Origin of the sequence: Desulfonatronospira sp., from assembly GCA_003563255.1 — a bacterium.
In the GTDB taxonomy this organism is placed as follows: Bacteria; Desulfobacterota; Desulfovibrionia; order Desulfovibrionales; family Desulfonatronovibrionaceae; genus Desulfonatronospira.
The window spans coordinates 1-19,858 of the sequence record PWSL01000452.1; the positions used below are offsets into that span (position 1 = coordinate 1).

Below are 19,858 nucleotides of genomic sequence, written 5' to 3' on the forward strand. Positions count from 1 at the left end.
AAAAAAGAAAAAAATCCTTGCTTGCTTGCATGTTTGTAGGCGCTTAGCACAAATTTCAAACAAACATGTTGTTTCATTTTTAAAGAAAGCCAAGAGGTTATGCCCACGGAACACACGGAAGGGCACGGAAGTTTTAAAGCGTTGCGAAGCAACGCATATTCCGTGAAATTCCGTGTATTCCGTGGGCAGTCTCTTTTGCCCCGAATGGGCCTCTTTTTCCGCGCAGGGTCGAGGAACAAACATATATTATGTAGTCTATTCCTGTTCCTGATCCTCCTGCAACATGGCCATGATTTCTTCCCGGATAACACCGGCGGCTGCAGACGGTACCTGTTTCTGAACCAGCTCTTCCAGTTCGTATCTCAGCTGGGATGCCAGGTGGCGGAGGTCTTCCCTGCTGACTGAAGCCTGGTTAAGGGAGTCAATTTTTTCCTGCAGTTCAGGATCAGGCTGTTTTTGTCTGTCCTTTATCTCTCCTATGTCCTGGCTCAGTTCAGTAAGTTTTTCCTGCATTTTGCCCCAGTAGGTCAGCGCGTTCTCCAGTTCCATGGCCAGGGATTTCTTTTCACTCTGCCAGGTTGATACAAGCTCCTGGATGCGGCTTTCCATGCTCCGGACCACTTCATCTTTCAGGCTGGTCAGGTCCGGGGCCTGCTCCTGAGAGGACCGGGCGGAGTTTAATGCATTATTGATTTTTTTTTCCAGCTCATCTCTGAGGGCCTGAATATCCGGGATATCCAGGCTGCCCAGCTGATCCTCAAGGATTTTAATCCTTTCGTTTAAGTCCTGCAGCTCGTTTTGGCGCAGGGAATCCAGGTCCTGCTGCAGCTGTTCCCGGACCCTCTGGACTGCGTTGTCAGTGATGCCGGGGCTTAGTTCCTGGATTTTTTTTTCCATGTCGTGGTATAGTTGCTGCCTGAATTCCCCCGGGTCGAAATCTTTTTCAGTAATCTCTTCCGGTGCTTCCGGGGCGCTTGGGGCCATTTCATCGATCTTTTGCTCCATCCGGGCCTGCAGTGCCTGAATGTCAGGAATCTGAATCCCTGCTACCTGTTCTTCAAGGGAATTCAGCCTGGAAAATATATCCTGCAAATCATTTTCGCGAAAAGTTTCCAGTTTTTCATGTATTTCCCCCCTGGCTTTTTCCAGGGCCTGGTCAGTGATTTTCGGGATAATATCCTGGATAAATCCCAGTTCTGAGCCTTTTTCTTCCAGGGTTTGCAGGACCCGGCTGGAAAATTCATCCTCCACGGTCTGGAGTTGCTCCTGCAGCCTGTGTAGTTGCTCCTGCATGTCTTCCATCTGCTGTGCCAGATGCTCCACACCGTCTGGTACATCCTTCTCAGGCCGGGTTAAAGTCTGGGCAGGAGCGGGTTCCAGGCCGGGAGACTGCCGGGGATCAGGCGCAGTTTGCGGTTCGGCCTGTGTTGCAGGTTCTTCAGTGGATTCAGGTCCAGTCACGGGTTCAGGTTCCTGTTTATCACCCACGGGTTTTTCAAGGATAGGTTCTTCAGGTTCCGGCGCAGGTTCCGGCTTTACTTCCTGTTTAGCATCGGGTTCCAACTCAGTCTCGGGTGCGGACCTGTCTTCAGGGACTTGTTCTTCTTGCTTCTCTAAAGGCTCAGGAGTTTCATCCCCGGATAAGTCTTCTTCATCAGGTTGAGATTTCCGGGCCTTTTCTTCCTGTACTGCTTCATCATCAAAAAGATGATTTAGCTCGGGGTCCGCACTGGAGCCGGTCTTTGCCTGTTTATTCTGGGAATCCTCAGTGCTTTCCTGCAACAACTCATTTATATAGTTGTCGGCTTCGGAATCATGCTCTGAAGAACTCACTTCCTGGGCATCCTCCTGGTCATGATCCTTGAAAAGGTCCTCGAATTCCTTGTCCAGGTCATCAGTCTCCTGGTCCTGTACTGCATCCTCATCATCATCCAGACTGTCAAAAAGGTCCTTTAAATCATCATCGAAATCCTCATCAGGCTCTTTAGAAGATTTCCCGGGGGCTTCCCGGGAGGATTTGATTATCTCGGGATCTCCCTCTTCGATTACTTCCGTCAGGTCGATTACTTCCTCATCCCAATGTTCTTTTTTCTGTTTTTCAGCCATCTGCACCGCCTTGGTCAGCAAGTTGCAATAATTTTTGGATGTGAATAATAATTGAGGGCCGGCATACTGGTCCCTTGAATGAAGGCTTTAGGGTGTTGCCCGTGATTTTTCGGCTATTATACTGGACATAGGGGGTAAAAGCAAGGGGTTCCAAAGGCATGGTGAGAATAAAAAAACAGTACCTGTTTAGCGTTTTGCATGTAGCACGGGGACTGGCTCCCCGCACTTATTTTTCTGACAGAAGACTGACAAATTTTGATAAATTAGTGCGGGATGCCTGTCCCCAGTTGAGACAGGTTATAAATTTTTGAAGTTTCTCTGTAGTGGTAGGCTTTGCCGCAAAAATGGCGTGTTGTTGAAATAAGTGCCGGGTGCCTGTCCCCGGTAGCCGAGGCAAAAATTTATATAAAGTGTCGCTGTAGTGATAATACAAGGTGCATAATTTCGTGAGGGATGGGAAAAAGGGCTTCCACCAAAAAAAAGAGGGGGCAAGGCCCCCTCTTTTACTGGAATAATTAGAAGTTACTCATCTTTGGGATGACATTCAGGACATGCTGTAGGCCCGGACTCTTCGCCGGCCCTGGCCAGGTCGCGGTGGCAGCCGGTCATGCACAGGTCATGATAGGCCTTGTAGAAGTACCTGATGTCTCTTCTGTCCTGGGGCTCTTCAGCCACAGCCATGTCGTGACAGCCCTCGCTCATACAGCCCTTGATCTCGTAAGTACCGTCCCAGGGCTCCCCTTCAGCGTCATGGTGGCATTCGCCGCAGTCAAAGTCTCCATGCACAGTGTGGGAGAAGGGTGACGGGGCCTCTCTCATTTCTCCGTACTCCTCGGGAGCATAAAGCAGCCATTCGTCAGCATATGTGCCGAACTCGTACTCCATGTCCTGGTCCAGTCTCTCATGTCGCTCGGTCAGTCCAGCGTAGAGGCTGGGCAGCAGTACGAAGCCCACAAAAAAAGCACAGATCATACCGATAACAATGGATTTCCTCATAATTTTCAACACCTCCTTATACCTTTAACATTGTAAAAAAAAGCACAACCTGACCTCCTTGATATACCCAATACAAGAGGTTGTCAAGAAGAGTCTTGAATGTTTGGTTTTATTAGAATTTGAGATTGTGGGCGGCTTCCAGAGTACGTTCCCACTCCCTGGAGCCATGGGCGAAGGAATTGAAAGTACACTCAAAGTTGGAAGGGGCCAGATAAATTTTTTGCTTCCGCATCCCGGAGTAGAACTTGCAAAACAGAGATTGATCCGAGTTTTTGGCGGATGTGAAATCCTTCACAGGCTGCTCGCAGAAAAACAGGGTCATGATGGAAGCCAGTTGATTAAGCTGAATCGGCAGTCCCTTTTCTTCCAGGATTTTCTTCAGTTCCAGACCCATTTCCCGGGTTTTATGCTCCAGGGTATCATAATCCATCTTCTGGAGAGTCTGCAGGGTGGCAATGCCTGCGGACATGGCCAGGGGATTGCCGGCCAGGGTCCCGGCCTGATAGATATCGCCCACCGGGGCCATTTTCTGCATGATTTCCTTTTTACCCCCATAAGCGCCCACGGGCATGCCTCCTCCGATGATTTTGCCCAGGCATGTGAGATCCGGAACCACATTGTAATAGCCCTGAGCACCGGCATAGGAGAGCCTGAAACCGGTTATGACCTCGTCAAAAACCAGCAGAGCACCGTACTGGTCAGCCAGTTTGCGCAGGCCTTCCAGAAAGCCAGGTTCAGGAGGCACAAGCCCCATATTGCCGGCTGCAGGCTCCACGAATACGGCGGCTATCTCTTCCCCGTTTTCAGAGAATAGCTCCTGGACCTGTTCCAGATTGTTGTAGTCAGCCAGGAGAGTCTGGGAGACCACTTCCGCGGGGACCCCCGGTGTGCCTGGAATGCTCAGGGTGGCAGCCCCGGATCCTGCGCTGGCCAGAAAAGCGTCCACGTGTCCATGGTAACATCCGGTGAATTTGATCACCTTGCTGCGCCCGGTATGACCCCGGGCCAGACGCAGGGCGGACATGGTGGCTTCGGTTCCGGAATTGACCATGCGGACCATGTCCACACCGGGCAGGGCACTGGTGATTTCCCGGGCCAGATCTACTTCGGCCTCGCAGGGAGCCCCGAAGCTGGCGCCGTTTCCCAGGGCCTTTTCCAGGGCGGACTTGACCGCGGGGTGGTTGTGCCCAAGGATCATGGGACCCCATGACATGACATAATCGATGAATGCATCCCCCTCCTGGGAATAGATATAAGGGCCGTCAGCCCTGGCGATGAAGAGGGGATGCATGCCTACGCTGCCGCAGGCCCTTACAGGGCTGTTTACTCCTCCGGGAATCAGTTCCCTGGCAGTGTTGAAAAGATCCTGTGAAATGCTCATAGATCACCTCGATGCAGTTATGTTTTTATGTGAAGACTGAAACTCTAAAAATACCTCATGGAAGTTTTTTTGAGTTCCCTGTAGCTGAAAAGCATTTCGAACTGGTTCACCCCCGTTTCACCGGCAAGTTCTTGAACAACCCGGCAGCAGTGTTCCGGGCTGCGGCCGTGGACCATGGTATAAAGGTTGTAGGGCCAGTCCATGCAGTTGATGCGCTGGTAACAATGGGTGATCTCCGGGCGGTTGGACATGGTGCGGCCGATATGGCTGATATCCTGGTCCTGCTCCACGTACCAGGCCACCATGGCGTTGTGGCCGTACCCGGCCTGCTGGTGCCTGAGGGTTGCGCCGAACCTGCGGATAATGCCACGTTCTTTGAGTCCCCGCAGGAGATCCAGGACCTCATTCTCCGATAAGCCCACCCTGGAGGCGATATCGGCAAAGGGGGACTGAGAATCGGGCAGATCAGCCTGCACGATTCGCAGAACTTCAATTTCCTGCTGTGAAAATTCCACGGGAGTCATGATGCATGCACCTTTATAAAAGTTTCTGTCGCCGTATCTGTTCAGCGCTTTGGATGTGGCATGGGGACTGGCTCTCCCCGCACTTATTATTAAAACCTGTCAATCATCCTTCAGAAAAAGTATCTGTTTAGCGCTATGAATGTGGCATGGGGACTGGCTCTTCCGGGACCCACTTGTCCCAGAAAATGAGTCATTTTGAGCACAAATAAATGCTCAAGTGGGTCCCGGAGTGCCTGTCCCCTGCTTTCCTTAAAAGCGCTAAACAGATACCTGTCGCCGATGCTGTGCGTATATTATGTTTTTTAGCGTTTTTTATACCCGGAATCAAGCCTTTATCCCTGGGCCGGGGTTGTAAGCATTCAGGGGGTGCTGGAATCACGCCTCTGGCGTGACTGGGGACAGTCCACGCGACACCTTATCTGAACAAATACAAAATAACAGACGCGAAGTATTGTGAACCTGCACTGCAAGTACTTAGCGGGGGACAGTCTCCAGGCCTGGTGCCAGGAACTACCACTGAGGATCCCCTGAATGCTTACCCGGGGTTTTGACCGGGCCCTTGGCCAGGGGGTGGGCACTGTCGTAGGTGCGCATGACCTGGTCCAGGTTCAAGTGGGTGTAACGCTGGGTGGAGGAAATGCGGCTGTGCCCCAGCAGTTCCTGCACGATACGCAGGTCCGCCCCGGCCTGCAGCAGGTGGGTGGCGAAGCTGTGGCGCAGAGTGTGTGGGCTGACCCCTTGGGCCCTGGCAAAGATCAGTCCCAGGCGCTGGATGATCCTGGCGGCCTGCCTGCGGTGCAGGCGGTTGCCCCGCATGCCCAGAAAAAGGGCTTTTTCGCGGATACCGGGTTCAAAGGCCCGACGCTGGGCAATGTATTGAACCAGCCTTTCCAGGCCGGGCTGCGTCAGAAAGGCCAGCCTTTCCTTGCGTCCCTTACCCTGGACCCGGACCAGCCTCTGGCCCTGATCCACGTCGTCCAGGTCCAGACCCAGGGCCTCGCTCACCCGCAGTCCCGAGCCATACAGGACCTCTGCCAGAGCAAGGTCGCGAAGGTTCCTGGGGCTTGGTTCCAGTTCGGCCTGGACCAGTTCCAACGCCTGGTCAACATTCAGAACCCCGGGCTGGGGCTTTTCCTGTTTGGGATTTTTCACCCCGGTACAGGGGTTTTGCCGGATGGTTTTGTTTTTCAGTAGAAACCGGAAAAAAGATCGCAGGCTGGAGAGCTTGCGGGCCATGGAGGATTTGGCCAGGCCCTGGTTGTGCATATGCACCAGAAATGCGTGTACGTCCGCCCTGACAACTTCCCCGGGGCTGGCACAGGTCTTGTTTGTGGATTGTAGAAACTCTTCCCATTGCAGAAGATCCTGGGAATAAGCCTCCAGGGTTGCCCCGGCAAAGCCTTTTTCCACATCCAGGTGGGCCAGAAAGGCCAGGATTTCATCCGGAAGGTTGTCTGCGGTCAAGGACATAGGAGCTTCCAGGTTCTTTTTTGGCTACGCTCTTGAGATTCATGGCCTTTTCCGAAGCTTCACCGTAGTGAGTCAGCTCGCCGTTTCTGTTGAAGATCACGGCAATGGATATGGCCATTAAGGGGAAAAAACTAGCCCGTCCGTCCCGGGTGCTGGAGTGAATGCCTCCCTGTTTTAAGTCTTGAGGGTCGTAAAAATTGGGCACTATGCTGTCAAAATTCTGGACCAGCATGGCGCAGACGCTTTCAGCCTTGTCCGGGGGTACTATGAAAACAAAGTCGTCGCCTCCTACGTGGCCCACAAAGGATTCCATACCTGCAAAGGCCCGGATGGTGTTGACGATTACCCGGGCGGTCATCATAAGGACTTCGTCACCCCTGGAAAAGCCGTACTTGTCGTTGAAGGACTTGAAGTTGTCCAGGTCAGCGTAGGCCAGTGCGAACTCCAGCTTTCTGTCCAGCATGTCCTGGATCTTGTGAATGATGGAAGTATTGCCCGGAAGCTTGGTCAAGGGATTGGCGTCCAGTTCCCAGGATGCCCTGGCCATTATCAGTTCCAGGCGCAGCCTGCTTTCATCCACGTCCAGGGGTTTTACCAGGAAATCATCCACCTCTATGGCCGCCAGATCCGGACCAGCGGCTACTTCTTCTCTGTCCAGGCAGATAACTACAGGTACCTGGCGGTATACATTCTCGCTCTTAAATATCCTGATCAGCTCCATGCCCTGCAGGTCCGGCATCCTGCTGTCTACAATCAAAAGGTCAGGGGGATTGTTGAAAAGAAGCTCTATAGCCCCCCGTCCACGTTCAAAAACTGTCCAATGGGCATAGGAACAGGTGGATTTAAGCAGTGTATACAGCTCTGCATCTGCAGAGATCAGAAATATATGGTTTTCAAGCTTCGGCATGCCTTAGCCCCCTTCAGTTGCCACCGGGCTGAAGCCTCTTAGTTCCACGAGTTCGCTGTCCAGGTGTTCAATGGCCTTTTCCAGCTTGTCCTGGTGGAGATTAAGCACTTTGAAAACGTACTTGTCCAGGTAGTTTACCTGGTCATCTCCGCTGTTGCCCACCTGGAAAATTCTGGCCAGAAAATCACCCAGATGCACCACGCAGGCCACCTCAGGATAGTGCTGGGCGGATTTGGGTCTGTGATGCCAGACCAGGCCCTCGCGCAATCGCAGGGGCAGGTTCCAGTGGTCCGCCAACCAGGCGTTTATTCGGTCATGGGCAAAGCCCATGACTTCCTTTTCAGCCTGATAATAGGTGATATCCTTTTCCTGGACCAGGGCATCCACCTCTTCCTTGATTTCCGGCAACTGGATGATGCTCACCAGTTTGCCCAGGTCGTGCAGCAACCCGGCCACGGAATATTCTTCAGGATCCTTGAGGTCGGCTTCCCTGGCTATTCCGGCGCAGGCAATAGCGCATCCCAGGCTGTGTTCCCAGAGCCCCACCATGTTTTTGGTCATGATGTCAAATACAGAGTTGCTGATTATCAGGCCTCGAATGACGTTGAAGCCCAGAAGCACCAGGGCGTGCTGGATGGTTCCAATCCGGCGGGGGAAGCCATAAATAGGTGAATTCACCATTTTCAGGACCTTGGCCGACAGAACCTGGTCCTTTGAAATCACTTTGGCTATCTGATCTATAGAGGAACCGGGGTCCTGCACCAGCTCTGTTACCTCATCCAGTACAGCGGGTAAGGTAGGCAGGTCCTTGACCGAAAGGATCCTGTTCTTATTTTCCAAATAAAGGTCCTGCATATTTATCCTGACCCGGGGGTTGATTTTACTGAGTATCGGAGTCTGGTCCCGGAGCTGAGCCTTCCTGCATAGCTTTACGCTTAAAATATCCTCGAAAAAATTTTTTGATTTTCATCATCCAGGGGTCTTCCTGGTGCTGCCTGAAAAGGCTGTCCAGGGCCTTTATCCGGTCATGGTAAGACCCTTGCCCTTGTCCTTCAATTTTGACCGGGTTGCCCTGCACTGTAACCCACTGTACCTCCATTCTTTCCAGCCTTTGCAGGGTAGAGTCAGTTAGTTTTGTACCCGGACCCAACAGGACCTGCCCGTTGTCGCGCAGTAGGGGTTTTTCCAGCACCATTCCCGGCCTGGCCAGATTCAGAGGTATCTTTTGCAATTTAACTCCAGAATCGCCCTGTTCTTGGAAATAATCCGCGAACCATTGGGGTTGCGGGCACAGCCCGCGTCAGATGTAGTGTTAAGAACTAATTCTTCATGAGCTTATAATACATTCCAGGCTCTCTTTTAACCACCCCACGGATCTCAAGGTTTACCAGAAGCTGGTTGATCCTGGAAGGGGTCAGGTTCAGCTTCTGAGTCAACTCATCAATATGCACTCTTTCCCGGTTTGCAATCTCCACGGCTAATGATTTTTCATCGCTGCTCAGGTCGGGAGGCAACTGCGGCTCAGGTAGAGCCTGCAGAACAGGTCCGGTTCCGGTCTCCTGCTGCAGGTGTATTTTCAGCCTGGGCTGCAGGGCTTCAAGGATATCCTGATCAGACTGTACCAGCAGTGCCCCCTGCCTGATCAGATGGTTGCAACCGGTGAAGCTGTTCTGGTTCACAGGGCCGGGCATGGCAAAGACTTCCCTGCCCTGTTCCAGGGCATAACCAGCCGTGAGCATGCTGCCGCTTTTGAGGGCGGCCTGCATGACCAGCACTCCCAGTGACAGGCCGCTGATGATGCGGTTGCGGTAGGGAAAGTTGTGCGCTTCGGGCTTGGTCCCCCTGGGAAACTCGGACACGATAAGGCCTCTTTCGCGCACGTGCATCCACAGGTCCTGGTTGACCGCCGGATAAATGAGATCAATGCCGGTGCCCAGGACCGCTATGGTACTTCCCGGTCCTTCCAGGGCGGCCTTGTGGGCCTGCCTGTCTATTCCTTCAGCAAATCCAGAGACAATGGTAAGGCCTTTGCTGGATAGTTCCCTGCAGATGCGAAAGGCCATTTCGCGGCCGTAAGCCGTGCTGTTTCTGGAACCCACCACTGCCAGGCAAGGCCCCTGCACCAGGGCGATATTTCCAAGATAGTACAGCAAAATGGGAGGTCCGGCAATATGGCGCAAAGTCTCGGGGTATTCCGGGTCGGACCAGATGAGGACTTGTTCCCGGCCGGATTGAATGCGCTCAAATGCTACTGCTGCGGCAGGTTCCCACTGCCGGGATTTAAATTGTCCAGCCTGAGTATGTGTCACCAGCCCCATCTCAGCCCAGTGACTGCTGTTGGCCAGGGCCTGGGCCGGGGAGCGGAAAACTTCCAGGATTTTCTGCCAGGTTTTACATCCCAGGGTTCTGGTATTGGACAAGGCCAGGCATGCCCATATCTCGTCTGATCTGGTATAATTGAGCACTGCTTGTATTCCTTGAAATGAGACAGCGGTGACCGGGGCAAAGCAAGGATTCAATCCCGCAAAGAATCAATCATCTCCATGCCCTTGGCGGCGGAGTTGCTTTCCGGGTAGTCTTCCTGGAGAACCTGAAGATAAAACCGGGCATTTGTATCATCATCCAGGCGCTTGTAGGCGTATCCTATTTTCAGAAGGGCGTCCGGAGCCTTGGGGTCATCCGGGAAATTTTCCAGAACCTGCCTGAAGGTCAGTATGGACCGGGGGTATTCTTCTTTCATGTAAAACGTCTCTGCCTTCCAGTACCAGGCATTGGGGAGTAGAGGGCTGTCCGGGTGGTTGTTGATAAAGTTTCTAAAGGCCTCCCGGGCCTCCCGGGCTTTTCCCTGGTAGTAGAGCTGCAGGGCCTCGTTGTAAGCTTGACGATGGTCATGGACAGGGGGGGGTGGGTCTTTTTTTTCTTCTACAGGATCAGGTGGGGGGGCAGGCAGTTCTTCTTCAGGCTCCGGTTCCAGGTCTTCAGGAGGCAGGCCGGGGATAAAATCTTCGCGCTCCAGCTGCATCTCCAGGTCCATGAGGCGCAAGGCGGTCTGGTTACGCAACTTTTCAGTGTCCTGCTGCAGGTTTTGAAAGCCGGTCTGCAGGTGTTTTATATCAATCTGTTGTTCCTGGATCCTGTCTTCCAGGCTTTGCAGTCTGGCATGGATATCATGCGGTTTTTCCGGGTCAGAAAAAAATTTTGTTGAGCAACCGGCGGTAAAAAGCAGGATCAGTAAAGCAGGGAGAAACCTGAGGACCATATTTTTCTCCTGAGTGGTGTTTGAAGTTGCAGGATGTAATAATTTCAGGTTACTTCAAAAGAAAGGGTTTTTCAAGGAGATTAACACTGCAGCTAAACTTATTTATTGACCTCCGGGGACTGGCTCTTTTGCCGTTTAAGGCAAGCACGGGCAAAAATTAACACAAAGTGTAGCTGTAGTTTTAAGTTTCGCTGCAGTGTTAAATGCCTGGATTTATATCCTTGCCAGTAAAGCACTTTTGGGGCAGAATCCACCGGATAAAATGAGCTTTAACGGAGAATCTGCATGCAGCTTTTCATTTCAATACAAGACATATTGACCCCGGCAGTGCTGTATTTTATTCTGGCATGTTTTGCGGGTATTCCCGCCATGTCCCTGCTTAGCTACATGACAGGAATTGCGCGAAAAAAGGTCTTCACCTTCAAGCTGGCCCGGCAGTTCGCCAATCTGGGCTTATTGTTTATCCTGGCAATATCCCTGGCCTGCGCCGCATTAATGGGGGCCAGCCACTACTACTTTCCTGAAGCTGATATTTGGCTGAAGCACCACGTATTCTGGGAGTCCGGGATATATTTCTGCCTGGTTTCTTTACTGTTTTTCGGGGTGTATTGCCTGGCATGGAATTTTTTAGGCCGCTTCAAGTGGCTGCACCTGTTGCTGGGGACGGTAGGCGTGATTGCCTGCATGCTTTTTGCCGGGATGCTTATATGGGCCGTATGGCGGGAACTGGACCCCCTTTCACCGGTATACCCTGAACCGGTATCAGTCTTCTGGCCCATCATGGTCCAGGTTTACCTGCTTTCTGCCATGGCCGGGTCTGCCATGGGGCTCTTGTATCTTCTATACCGGAGAAACCGTGATGATTTCGGCAGGGATTATTACCGTTTTTCCCTGGGTTTTACAGCCAGGTGGGGCGTTTTTTTCGCTGTGGTTTCCCCTTTGACCTGCGTGTGGCTGTACCTCGTTACCCGGGAAGTGTTTTTGCCGGATCACCTCATATTGCCAGGGGCGCTGTTTGTGCTTTTTATGGTTCCTGTAGTGCTTCTTTTTGTACGCATAGCCCGCAGTCCCCATCCTCTGCGCAACAAGGCGGCCATCCTGGTTTGTCCTGTTTTCGTTTTGTTGATCCTGGGGGTCAGGCTGGTAACTTACCTGGAAGTGGCGGACATGGCAGGGGAAGGTGAAGTCTTGAGTACGTTTATGAGGGAATGGATGCAGGAAGTGGAGGACTGGGCTTCCGGTCGTATCAGGATGTGGTGATTGGAGTATGGGGGTGTTTGATTCTTCAAGCCTGGAGGTTGAGGTGTTCGTAGGCCCGGGGGGTGGCCACCCTGCCCCTGGGTGTGCGCTTCAGGAATCCGCACTGGATCAGGTAGGGCTCGTAAATGTCTTCCAGGGTACGGACTTCTTCAGAGCATGCCACTGCCACGGTCTTTACGCCTACAGGACCCCCGGCGAACTGGCGGATGATACACTCCAGGATTTTGCGATCCATCTGGTCCAGCCCCAGGGGGTCCACGTCCATACGCTTCAGGGCACTGGAGGCCGCATGTGAGTCGACTACTTTCTGGCGGCCCACTACGGCAAAATCATGCACCCTGCGCAGCAGACGGTTGGCGATTCTGGGGGTGCCCCTGGAGCGTTTGCCAATTTCCAGGGCGCCGTCGGGGGAGATATTGATGCCCAGGATTCTTGCGGAGCGCTCTACTATAGTGGCCAGTTCTGAAGGGGAGTAAAAGTCCAGGCGGCAGATGACCCCGAAACGGTCCCGAAGGGGCGAAGTTAAAAGACCGATTCTGGTAGTCGCCCCCACCAGAGTAAAGGGTTCCAGGTCGATCTTGACGGTCCTGGCCCCGGGACCCTGTCCCAGGATAAGGTCCAGTTTGAAATCCTCCAGGGCGGGGTAAAGGATCTCTTCCACGGAAGCCGGCATACGGTGAATTTCATCTATGAAAAGGACGTCCTGCCTGTTGAGATTGGTTAGTATGGCGGCCAGGTCGGCGCTTCTCTCCAGTACCGGTCCGGTGGTACAGATAATATTTACTCCCAGTTCCGCGGCCAGGATCCTGGCCATGGTGGTCTTTCCCAGGCCGGGATTGCCGTACAGCAAAGTGTGGTCCAGGTGCAGGCCTCTTTCCAGAGCGGCCCCCAGGTAGACCTTGAGGTTGGAGCGCACATCCTTCTGTCCGATAAACTGGTCCAGGCTCTGGGGTCTTACTTGTTCATCATTGGGCTTGTCGGTCATAATCAGATAATGCTTTCCAGCGCTGTGAATGCAGCAGTAAAGGGTCAAAGGTAAGCAGATGGTACAGATGCATATATTAGCATCAGTTATGTTCCCGGTCAATCAGGATGCCGGACAGGCCGGGAGAAATCTAGTTCCAGCAGGACTCACCGCCCTTTAGGCTCCTGAAACCCTGTCACAAAAAAAAGAAATTGATATCAGTTAATTGTTAATTGTTAATTGTTGAAGAACAAAAGCCTAGATTAACTGCCTTACCCTATTAACAATTATCAAATAACAGATAACTGGGTTGCGGGCGTAGCCCGCTTTATTGATAATTACAGGATGGAAGTATGCGTAAACAGGTTCCACTGGAAAGACTTCTTTTTTTAAAGCAACAGTTGGGTTTTGATGCTGAGACGCAAGAACTGCTGAAAAGCCACGGAGTGATCCTTGCCAGCCATAAAGAGGATTTTGCCCGGTATTTCGAAGATTTTTTCCGGGGTATGGAAGAGACCAGGCCATACCTGGAGGTGCAGGAGTACCCGGGACAACTGCAGGATATCTGGAAGAGGTGGTTCGAGGGTATATTTACCAGGGATTTCGACCAGGCCTTTGTTGGCTGGGTGTGGAACAGCGGCATGACCCACGTACGCATCAACCTGGATCACAGGTTTGTAAACCTGGGGTATTGCCTTGCCAGAAGATTCTGCATCCAGGTGATCAACAGCAGCATAGCGCCGGAAGAAAGGGCGGAAGCCATGGAGGCAGTGGAAAAAACCCTGGATCTCTGCCTGCTCATTGAAACCGAGGCCTTTTTAGCCAGCACCTTTCAGTGCGACAGTGAGGTTATCAGGGGTATCGCGCACCAGATCAGAAATCCCATTACCGTTATCGGAGGCAGCATCATGCGTCTCAAGCGCAGTAAAGAAATTACTGCCAGGGCGGCTCATGACACATACAACACCATTCTGGCTGAGTCCAGGCGCATGGAAAAAATGGTCCAGGATGTAAGCAGCTACAATGAGGTTTTCCATAGCCAGTCGGCATGGTCCCCTGTACTCTTGCAGGAAATGCTGCAGGAAGTTCTGGATGAGTGCAGGCAGCGCTACCCCGTTGTGGGCCTGGACCTGCAGACCGGCTATGCGCCGATGGCAAGGCGGGTGCTGGGAAACCCTGAAGAGTATCGCCTCATGTTCAGGCACCTGCTTGCCAATGCCTTTGAAGCTGTGGACCCTGAGAAACCGGTCATAAGTGTGCAGACCTCCCTGGACCCAGGGACTGCCATGTATGTTCTGGTGGAAATTTTTAATACAGGCAAACTCTCTGGAACATATGAAATGGAGACTCTGCTTACGCCTTTTTTTTCCACCCGGGCCATGGGCACCGGGCTGGGCCTGCCCATAGCCAGGGTGGTGGCCCAGAAAGTAAAGGGAAATATAATGCTCTATCCCGTCGCCAAAGGCGGCGTGGTCTGCCTGGCGAGCCTGCCCAGGGGAGATCTGGTTTGAGGGATTCACACTAAAGCGCAATTTACACTGGAGCGAAACTAATATCAAGTCGGTATTCATCAGGTAGGTTTTTTATGCCGGCGGACATGGGATAGTTGATGGAAGCCTTGTGGCAATACCTTCTGGTCTTTATCTTTTCAGCAATTCCCTGGATAGAGATTCTGCTGGTAATACCCGCAGCACTGGCCATGGGTCTCGATCCCTGGCTGGTGGGCATCCTGGCCTTTGCTGGAAATACCGCTCCGATATTTATTCTGGTGTACGGTTACGACATGTGGCGGAAATGGAGGGCGGGCAAGGCAAAAGATTATGCAAGACCTGCTTCCAGGCGCAAAAGGAGGGCTTTAAGAATCTGGAACAGGTACGGCCTTCCGGGGCTGTCCCTTCTGGCACCGGCTCTTACCGGGATCCACCTGGCCGTACTCATTGCCCTGGCCTTCAGGACTTCAAAAAAAGATCTCCTGGTATGGATGAATATCAGTCTTGTGGTCTGGACCACTGGTCTGACCATGGGAGTATATTACGGAATTGAAGGACTGCGTTTTTTAACCGGCTGAATACATATTAAATATAAAGTATCTATTTAGCACTACAGCGAAACTTATTTATTAACCTCCGGGGACTGGCTCTCCCCGGCACTTATTTTTTATTGAACAAGAAACAGATTAGAAAAATAAATGCCGGGAGAGCCAGTCCCCGTGCTCACTTCGCACATCAGACGCCTGGCACAAATTTTGGAAGATGGATAAGAGCACAGCATTATCTTGGGTTGCGGGCATGGTCTGCGTTAGTAAACACAGGACTTTGCTAGAGATCTTTTCGCTGTCAAGTTTTAATCGGGACAGTCAAAAGTTTTTTTGTAATCGTTTGTTTTTATTGGCTTTTTGGGCAGATCAAAATATCTTTTGGTCCAGACCAGGCATCTATGCAAATTTATAGACTTTATTTCTTACAACCAAGAACGAAGAACCAGGATCTTTGAACTCTCAAGTTTTAATATAAAAGAGTTGTAATAATCAGAATACCAGGGTGGATATAATGAGTCTCAGGCAACTGGATTCCCTTTTCCGGCCCAGATCTGTCGCGGTCATTGGTGCCTCCAACCGGCCCGGGAGCATTGGTTCCGTTGTGATGCACAATATGCTCAGGGGAGGACTGCCAGGCCCCATCCTGCCGGTTAATCCCAGATACGAATCAGTTTCGGGCGTACTGGCCTATCCCGGTGTGCAGGAACTGCCTCTGGTGCCTGACCTGGCCCTGGTCTGCACCCCTCCGGGCACTGTACCAGGGTTTGTGCAGGAACTGGGTGTTAAAGGCACGAAAACAGCAGTGATCATGAGCAGGGACTTGAACAGGCGGCAGGATGAAGCAGGGCGGACCCTGCAGCAGAGCGTGACTGAAACTGCATACAGGCATTCAATGCGCATACTGGGCCCAGACTGCCTGGGGATAATTGTCCCCCGGTCAGGTCTTAATGCCAGCTTTGGACATACTGATATAGCCCAGGGCAAAATAGCTTTTGTGTCTCAGTCAGACGCCCTGGGTACTGCTGTTCTGGACTGGGCCGGGTCCAAGGGTATAGGATTTTCTCATTTCATCTCCCTGGGAGATTGTCTGGACGTAGATTTTGGGGATATCATCGATTATCTTAAAGGAGATCCGCACTCTACATCCATTTTATTGTACATGGAAAGCATTAGAAATGCCCGCAGGTTTATTTCCGCAGCCCGTTCCGCTTCCAGGAACAAGCCTTTGGTGGTGATCAAGGGCGATAAATTCAGTGTCTCTGCAGGGGGGGATGCATCATACATGGACAGCCCGGTCAGTACGGACGATATATATGATGGAGTATTTAGAAGGGCGGGCATGTTAAGGGTTTTTGACCTGGCAGAACTTTTTGATGCAGTGGAGGCTATGGCCGGGTACAAGCCTTTGCGCGGGGACAGACTGGCCATATTAAGCAACGGCGGCGGACCTGCCATGATGGCCAGGGATGTTTTGAAAGCCCGGGGCGGGAGGATTGCTCAACTCTCGGATCAGACCAGACAGCATCTGCAGCAGGGTTTGCAGGCCGAATTATCTCACCAGGAACCGGTCCGCATCATTGACCATGCATCCAGCGAGACATACTCCCGGGCCCTGGAGGTACTGATTCAGGATCAAAGCGTGGATGCCATCATGGTTATTCATGTGCCCACCGCTTTTGCCTGCAGCCAGGACATAGCAGGTGCAGTCATCAACAGCCTGGGCAGAACCAGGAAAAACGTGATCGCCGTCTGGCTGGGGGAAAAGGATGCGGCGCAGGCCAGGAGGATGTTTGCCCTGGCCGGCATACCCACGTACGAGACTCCGGATCAGGCCGCCAGGCTCTTCATGGACATGGTTCGCTATCGCCGCAACCAGGAATTGCTCATGGAAACCCCGGACTCAGTGCCCGATGAGTTCATCCCCGACTCCAGGGCGGCCGGGACCATAGTCAGAAATGCCCTGGATGAAAACAGGAACTGTTTAAGTGCTCCAGAAACCAATGAAGTTCTGTCCATTTATAATATTCCTGTGGTGGCCACCAGGCAGGCAGCGGATGCCCAGGAAGCCTCCCTGATCTCCAGAGAACTGGGCTTTCCTCTGGCCTTGAAAATTTCTTCACCGGATATTCAGGACAAAAAGCATTCCGGTGCGCTTGCTCTGGACCTGGAGACTTCCGGGGATGTTTTGAAGGCAGCCAGGGCCATGCAGGCCAGGCTCGCTGCCGGCTGCCCGGAAGCAAGCCTGGACGGTTTTATTGTGCAGAAGATGGTTCGGCGACCCACAGCTCACGAACTTACAGCAGGCGTTATCCAGGACCCTGTTTTCGGCCCAGCGATTTTTTTCGGTCTGGGGAACACTGCAGGTAAAATCTTTAATGATGTAGCAGTGGGCTTGCCGCCTTTAAACATGGCCCTGGCCGGGGAAATCATCAAGCAAACCAGGATCTCAGGTCTGCTGGCAGGCCGCGGAAACAGACCAGCAATCGACATGCAGGCTGTCCGGCTGATCCTGGTGCAACTCTCGCACCTGGTGATTGATTTGCCGGAAATCCAGGAAGTCATTTTAAAAACCATTCTGGCGGATGCCGGCGGGGCTGTAGTTCTGGATGCCCGCATCAGTATCGCCTCAGCCGGATTTGCTGGAGAAAAGAGGCTCTCCATCAGGCCCTATCCCGGATACCTGGAAGAGCATGCAGAGCTTTCCCCGGGGCTTCGGCTCATCATCAGACCCATTCGCCCCGAAGATGAGCGCAGCCATCAGGATTTTGTTGAGAGTCTGACAGCAGAGGATCTCAGGCTGCGCTTTATGGGATTTGTGCATGAGTTTTCCCATGCCCAGCTCGCCCAGTTGACTCAGATAGACTATGACCGGGAAATGGCATTTATAGCCAGCGCCTTAGAGGGTGAAGCACACAGGGAGACATTGGGAGTGGTTCGCTGTTATTTTGATCCGGACAATATAAGTGGGGAATTCGCCATTGTGGTCCGCAGCGACTTGAAAGGCAGGGGCCTGGGAACACTGCTCATGGATAAGATGATCAGGTACTGCAGGCATAGGGGGCTTCAGGAACTTACCGCCTATGCCCTGCGCGAGAATACCGGTATGCATGCTCTGGCCGAAAAATTCGGATTCAGGATGGAAAAAGATCCGGAGGACCCTGAAACAATCCTGCTGAAGCTGGATTTGAATCAGCAGCAGGCCGTGAAGTCCGGTCCTGCCGGAATTGTACGCAACTAGAAAAAACAACCTGGTTGCAACCATTCAAGGGGGTGCAGGAATCACACCTCTGGCGTGACTGGGGACAGTCCCCGCGACACCTTTTCTGAACAAATACAAAATTACAAACGCGAAGTTTTGTGAACCTGCACAGTAATTCCTGTAACGAAACCAATAAGGCTGCCTTTGCAAAGTACGCGGCAAATGAGTGGATCAATCGAAATTTACAAACGTCGAATGCTCCCGCAGGGTCGCGAAAAAAGCCTAGGAGCTAATGTCAGTCACAACCCGGTTGCGGCCCTGGTTTTTGGCTTTATAAAGAAGATCGTCTGCGCAGGTTATCATTTCCTCAAGACTGTCTTTCAAGGCTGAACAAACCCCTGTGCTTACCGTCACCCGGATCTGATATTCACCTGCAGTAATTACAGACTGTTCTATGGCTTCCCTGATATTGTCAAAGGCTGTCTCAATGTGGTCCAGTCTCATATTGACCCCCACCACGCAGAATTCTTCACCCCCAAAACGCGCCACCAGATCGGACTTTCTCACAGTGGACTGCAAGGTGTCTGCGACATATCGAATCACTTCGTCGCCGGCATCATGACCGTATTGATCGTTGCATCTCTTGAAATGATCGATGTCCATCATGGCAACCACCAGCTGAAGATTGCCGCGCCGGGCATTTTCAAAAAGTTTGCCCGCAGAACTGAAAAAAGAGCGCCGGTTGAGAAGGCCGGTCAGAAAATCTTTTTCAGCCATGTCTCTTATGGTCATTATGTATTCGGATGTTTCCAGGTTGTGTCGGACACGACAGTATAATTCTTCAGCCAGAAAAGGCTTGTGCATATAATCGTTTGCTCCGGCTTTAAGAAAGTGTGCCGAAGTGGTGGCGCCCCCAGCACCGGACAAGCCGATAATCGGAAGGCGGGTTTTGGAAAAATTTCTGCGGGCCTCTTTGACCATCTCCATACCATCCATAACCGGCATATTGTAGTCAGCCAGAAGGAGTCTGATCCCTTCGTGCCTGTTGAGAACATCCAGCGCTTCCCGGCCGTTTCTGGCCTCCAGTACTTTAAAGTTCCAGACCTGGAGAAGATCCCGGATTATCTTTCTGCTGGTGGAAGAATCGTCCGCCACAAGGATCTTTATCCCTGAATTGAGGCGCAGACGCTTTAAAACATCCAGAACCTGCTGCACATTCTGTTGATTGTCTTTCAGGATATAATCCACAATATGCTTGGACCACATGCGATCCCGCAGGTCGTCGGATACTTCACCGGTGAAAACTATGGATGCAATACCCTTGCCCACTACAAGATCCACAATTTCGCCGTAGGGGGCATCGGGAAGATTGAGATCAAGCAGGGCCGCAAAAACATTCTGAGAATTATGCTCCAGATAATCCTGGGCTTCTTTATAGCATGAACAGACTACAGTTTCAGTCCCAAGCTCATTAATAACAGCATTCCTCAGGATGTGAGCAAAAATTCTGCTGTCCTCAACTATAATCACCTGTTCATCTGTGGAAAAACCTGGAGCTGATTTATTATTTTCCATATTTTACACTCTGTCTTAGGCGCTTAGGAAGTAAGTAATAATAACCTATACGTTGCCTTGGGAACATTCTTCGGACGCTCCGCGTCCAAAATGATCCAGCACTCACTTTTGAATACTATTATTTACCTGGTACTTCTCCATTGTCAAAAGTGAGTGCTGGATCGAAAAACGTTCCCACG

General features: G+C 52.0%; 16 protein-coding genes. 4 read left to right on the plus strand and 12 right to left on the minus strand.

Features of this window, described 5'->3' with window-relative positions; all coding sequences use genetic code 11:
• Positions 1–255: 255 nt before the first annotated feature.
• The 10 genes from QZP87_RS13270 to ybgF all read right to left on the minus strand — a co-directional run bounded on the left by QZP87_RS13270 (position 256) and on the right by ybgF (position 10,643).
• Entirely contained in the window at positions 256–2,106 is a 1,851-nt protein-coding gene (locus QZP87_RS13270; RefSeq protein WP_291323400.1) for a hypothetical protein, read from the minus strand.
• A gap of 522 nt (positions 2,107–2,628) precedes the next feature.
• The gene (locus QZP87_RS13275) at positions 2,629–3,102 is read right to left on the minus strand and encodes a cytochrome c3 family protein (RefSeq protein WP_291323401.1); all 474 of its coding nucleotides are present in this window, start codon (positions 3,100–3,102) and stop codon (positions 2,629–2,631) included.
• A 112-nt stretch (positions 3,103–3,214) separates the two neighbouring features.
• Positions 3,215–4,483 carry a glutamate-1-semialdehyde 2,1-aminomutase gene (hemL, locus tag QZP87_RS13280; RefSeq protein WP_291323402.1) on the minus strand — a complete coding sequence of 423 codons (1,269 nt, stop codon included), beginning with the start codon at positions 4,481–4,483 and terminating at the stop codon, positions 3,215–3,217.
• A 44-nt stretch (positions 4,484–4,527) separates the two neighbouring features.
• On the minus strand, positions 4,528–5,007 hold the full coding sequence (locus QZP87_RS13285; protein WP_291323403.1) for an Lrp/AsnC family transcriptional regulator: 480 nt from the start codon (positions 5,005–5,007) through the stop codon (positions 4,528–4,530).
• A gap of 510 nt (positions 5,008–5,517) precedes the next feature.
• Positions 5,518–6,477 carry a tyrosine recombinase XerC gene (locus QZP87_RS13290; protein WP_291323404.1) on the minus strand — a complete coding sequence of 320 codons (960 nt, stop codon included), beginning with the start codon at positions 6,475–6,477 and terminating at the stop codon, positions 5,518–5,520.
• Positions 6,446–7,384, minus strand: a complete 939-nt coding sequence (locus QZP87_RS13295) for a diguanylate cyclase (protein ID WP_291323405.1) — start codon at positions 7,382–7,384, stop codon at positions 6,446–6,448. The genes QZP87_RS13290 and QZP87_RS13295 overlap by 32 nt, the downstream gene beginning before the upstream one ends.
• Before the next feature lie 3 nt (positions 7,385–7,387).
• Entirely contained in the window at positions 7,388–8,239 is an 852-nt protein-coding gene (locus QZP87_RS13300; protein WP_291323406.1) for an HDOD domain-containing protein, read from the minus strand.
• Between the two features lie 25 nt (positions 8,240–8,264).
• On the minus strand, positions 8,265–8,615 hold the full coding sequence (locus QZP87_RS13305; RefSeq protein ID WP_291323407.1) for a hypothetical protein: 351 nt from the start codon (positions 8,613–8,615) through the stop codon (positions 8,265–8,267).
• An 88-nt stretch (positions 8,616–8,703) separates the two neighbouring features.
• Positions 8,704–9,849 carry a DNA-processing protein DprA gene (gene dprA, locus QZP87_RS13310; RefSeq protein WP_291323408.1) on the minus strand — a complete coding sequence of 382 codons (1,146 nt, stop codon included), beginning with the start codon at positions 9,847–9,849 and terminating at the stop codon, positions 8,704–8,706.
• Between the two features lie 50 nt (positions 9,850–9,899).
• Complete coding sequence (gene ybgF / locus QZP87_RS13315; protein WP_291323409.1) at positions 9,900–10,643, minus strand: tol-pal system protein YbgF; 744 nt, start codon at positions 10,641–10,643, stop codon at positions 9,900–9,902.
• Between the two features lie 285 nt (positions 10,644–10,928).
• Between ybgF and QZP87_RS13320 the strand changes: the two genes are divergently transcribed.
• Positions 10,929–11,903 carry a hypothetical protein gene (locus QZP87_RS13320; protein ID WP_291323410.1) on the plus strand — a complete coding sequence of 325 codons (975 nt, stop codon included), beginning with the start codon at positions 10,929–10,931 and terminating at the stop codon, positions 11,901–11,903.
• A gap of 25 nt (positions 11,904–11,928) precedes the next feature.
• Here QZP87_RS13320 and ruvB read toward each other — a convergent pair whose 3' ends face one another.
• Positions 11,929–12,888: a Holliday junction branch migration DNA helicase RuvB gene (gene ruvB, locus QZP87_RS13325; protein ID WP_291323411.1), complete on the minus strand. Its 960-nt coding sequence runs from the start codon at positions 12,886–12,888 to the stop codon at positions 11,929–11,931.
• A 332-nt stretch (positions 12,889–13,220) separates the two neighbouring features.
• Here ruvB and QZP87_RS13330 point away from each other — a divergent pair, with 332 nt between their 5' ends.
• The 3 genes from QZP87_RS13330 to QZP87_RS13340 all read left to right on the plus strand — a co-directional run bounded on the left by QZP87_RS13330 (position 13,221) and on the right by QZP87_RS13340 (position 18,143).
• Positions 13,221–14,378: a protoglobin domain-containing protein gene (locus tag QZP87_RS13330; protein WP_291323412.1), complete on the plus strand. Its 1,158-nt coding sequence runs from the start codon at positions 13,221–13,223 to the stop codon at positions 14,376–14,378.
• A 98-nt stretch (positions 14,379–14,476) separates the two neighbouring features.
• Complete coding sequence (locus QZP87_RS13335) at positions 14,477–14,935, plus strand: small multi-drug export protein (RefSeq protein WP_291323413.1); 459 nt, start codon at positions 14,477–14,479, stop codon at positions 14,933–14,935.
• A 481-nt stretch (positions 14,936–15,416) separates the two neighbouring features.
• On the plus strand, positions 15,417–18,143 hold the full coding sequence (locus QZP87_RS13340) for a bifunctional acetate--CoA ligase family protein/GNAT family N-acetyltransferase (RefSeq protein ID WP_291323414.1): 2,727 nt from the start codon (positions 15,417–15,419) through the stop codon (positions 18,141–18,143).
• A gap of 243 nt (positions 18,144–18,386) precedes the next feature.
• Here QZP87_RS13340 and QZP87_RS13345 read toward each other — a convergent pair whose 3' ends face one another.
• Entirely contained in the window at positions 18,387–19,679 is a 1,293-nt protein-coding gene (locus QZP87_RS13345) for a diguanylate cyclase (RefSeq protein WP_291323415.1), read from the minus strand.
• Positions 19,680–19,858 lie beyond the last annotated feature (179 nt).

What these genes read in the sequence shown, in the direction of transcription:
- QZP87_RS13300 (WP_291323406.1), bottom strand. Translation starts at nt 8,239, where the DNA reads ATGCAGGACCTTTATTTGGAAAATAAGAACAGGATCCTTTCGGTCAAG.
- hemL (WP_291323402.1), bottom strand. Translation starts at nt 4,483, where the DNA reads ATGAGCATTTCACAGGATCTTTTCAACACTGCCAGGGAACTGATTCCC.
- QZP87_RS13330 (WP_291323412.1), top strand. Translation starts at nt 13,221, where the DNA reads ATGCGTAAACAGGTTCCACTGGAAAGACTTCTTTTTTTAAAGCAACAG.
- QZP87_RS13290 (WP_291323404.1), bottom strand. Translation starts at nt 6,477, where the DNA reads ATGTCCTTGACCGCAGACAACCTTCCGGATGAAATCCTGGCCTTTCTG.
- QZP87_RS13270 (WP_291323400.1), bottom strand. Translation starts at nt 2,106, where the DNA reads ATGGCTGAAAAACAGAAAAAAGAACATTGGGATGAGGAAGTAATCGAC.
- QZP87_RS13275 (WP_291323401.1), bottom strand. Translation starts at nt 3,102, where the DNA reads ATGAGGAAATCCATTGTTATCGGTATGATCTGTGCTTTTTTTGTGGGC.
- ruvB (WP_291323411.1), bottom strand. Translation starts at nt 12,888, where the DNA reads ATGACCGACAAGCCCAATGATGAACAAGTAAGACCCCAGAGCCTGGAC.
- QZP87_RS13340 (WP_291323414.1), top strand. Translation starts at nt 15,417, where the DNA reads ATGAGTCTCAGGCAACTGGATTCCCTTTTCCGGCCCAGATCTGTCGCG.
- QZP87_RS13335 (WP_291323413.1), top strand. Translation starts at nt 14,477, where the DNA reads ATGGAAGCCTTGTGGCAATACCTTCTGGTCTTTATCTTTTCAGCAATT.
- QZP87_RS13320 (WP_291323410.1), top strand. Translation starts at nt 10,929, where the DNA reads ATGCAGCTTTTCATTTCAATACAAGACATATTGACCCCGGCAGTGCTG.
- QZP87_RS13285 (WP_291323403.1), bottom strand. Translation starts at nt 5,007, where the DNA reads ATGACTCCCGTGGAATTTTCACAGCAGGAAATTGAAGTTCTGCGAATC.
- QZP87_RS13345 (WP_291323415.1), bottom strand. Translation starts at nt 19,679, where the DNA reads ATGGAAAATAATAAATCAGCTCCAGGTTTTTCCACAGATGAACAGGTG.
- QZP87_RS13295 (WP_291323405.1), bottom strand. Translation starts at nt 7,384, where the DNA reads ATGCCGAAGCTTGAAAACCATATATTTCTGATCTCTGCAGATGCAGAG.
- ybgF (WP_291323409.1), bottom strand. Translation starts at nt 10,643, where the DNA reads ATGGTCCTCAGGTTTCTCCCTGCTTTACTGATCCTGCTTTTTACCGCC.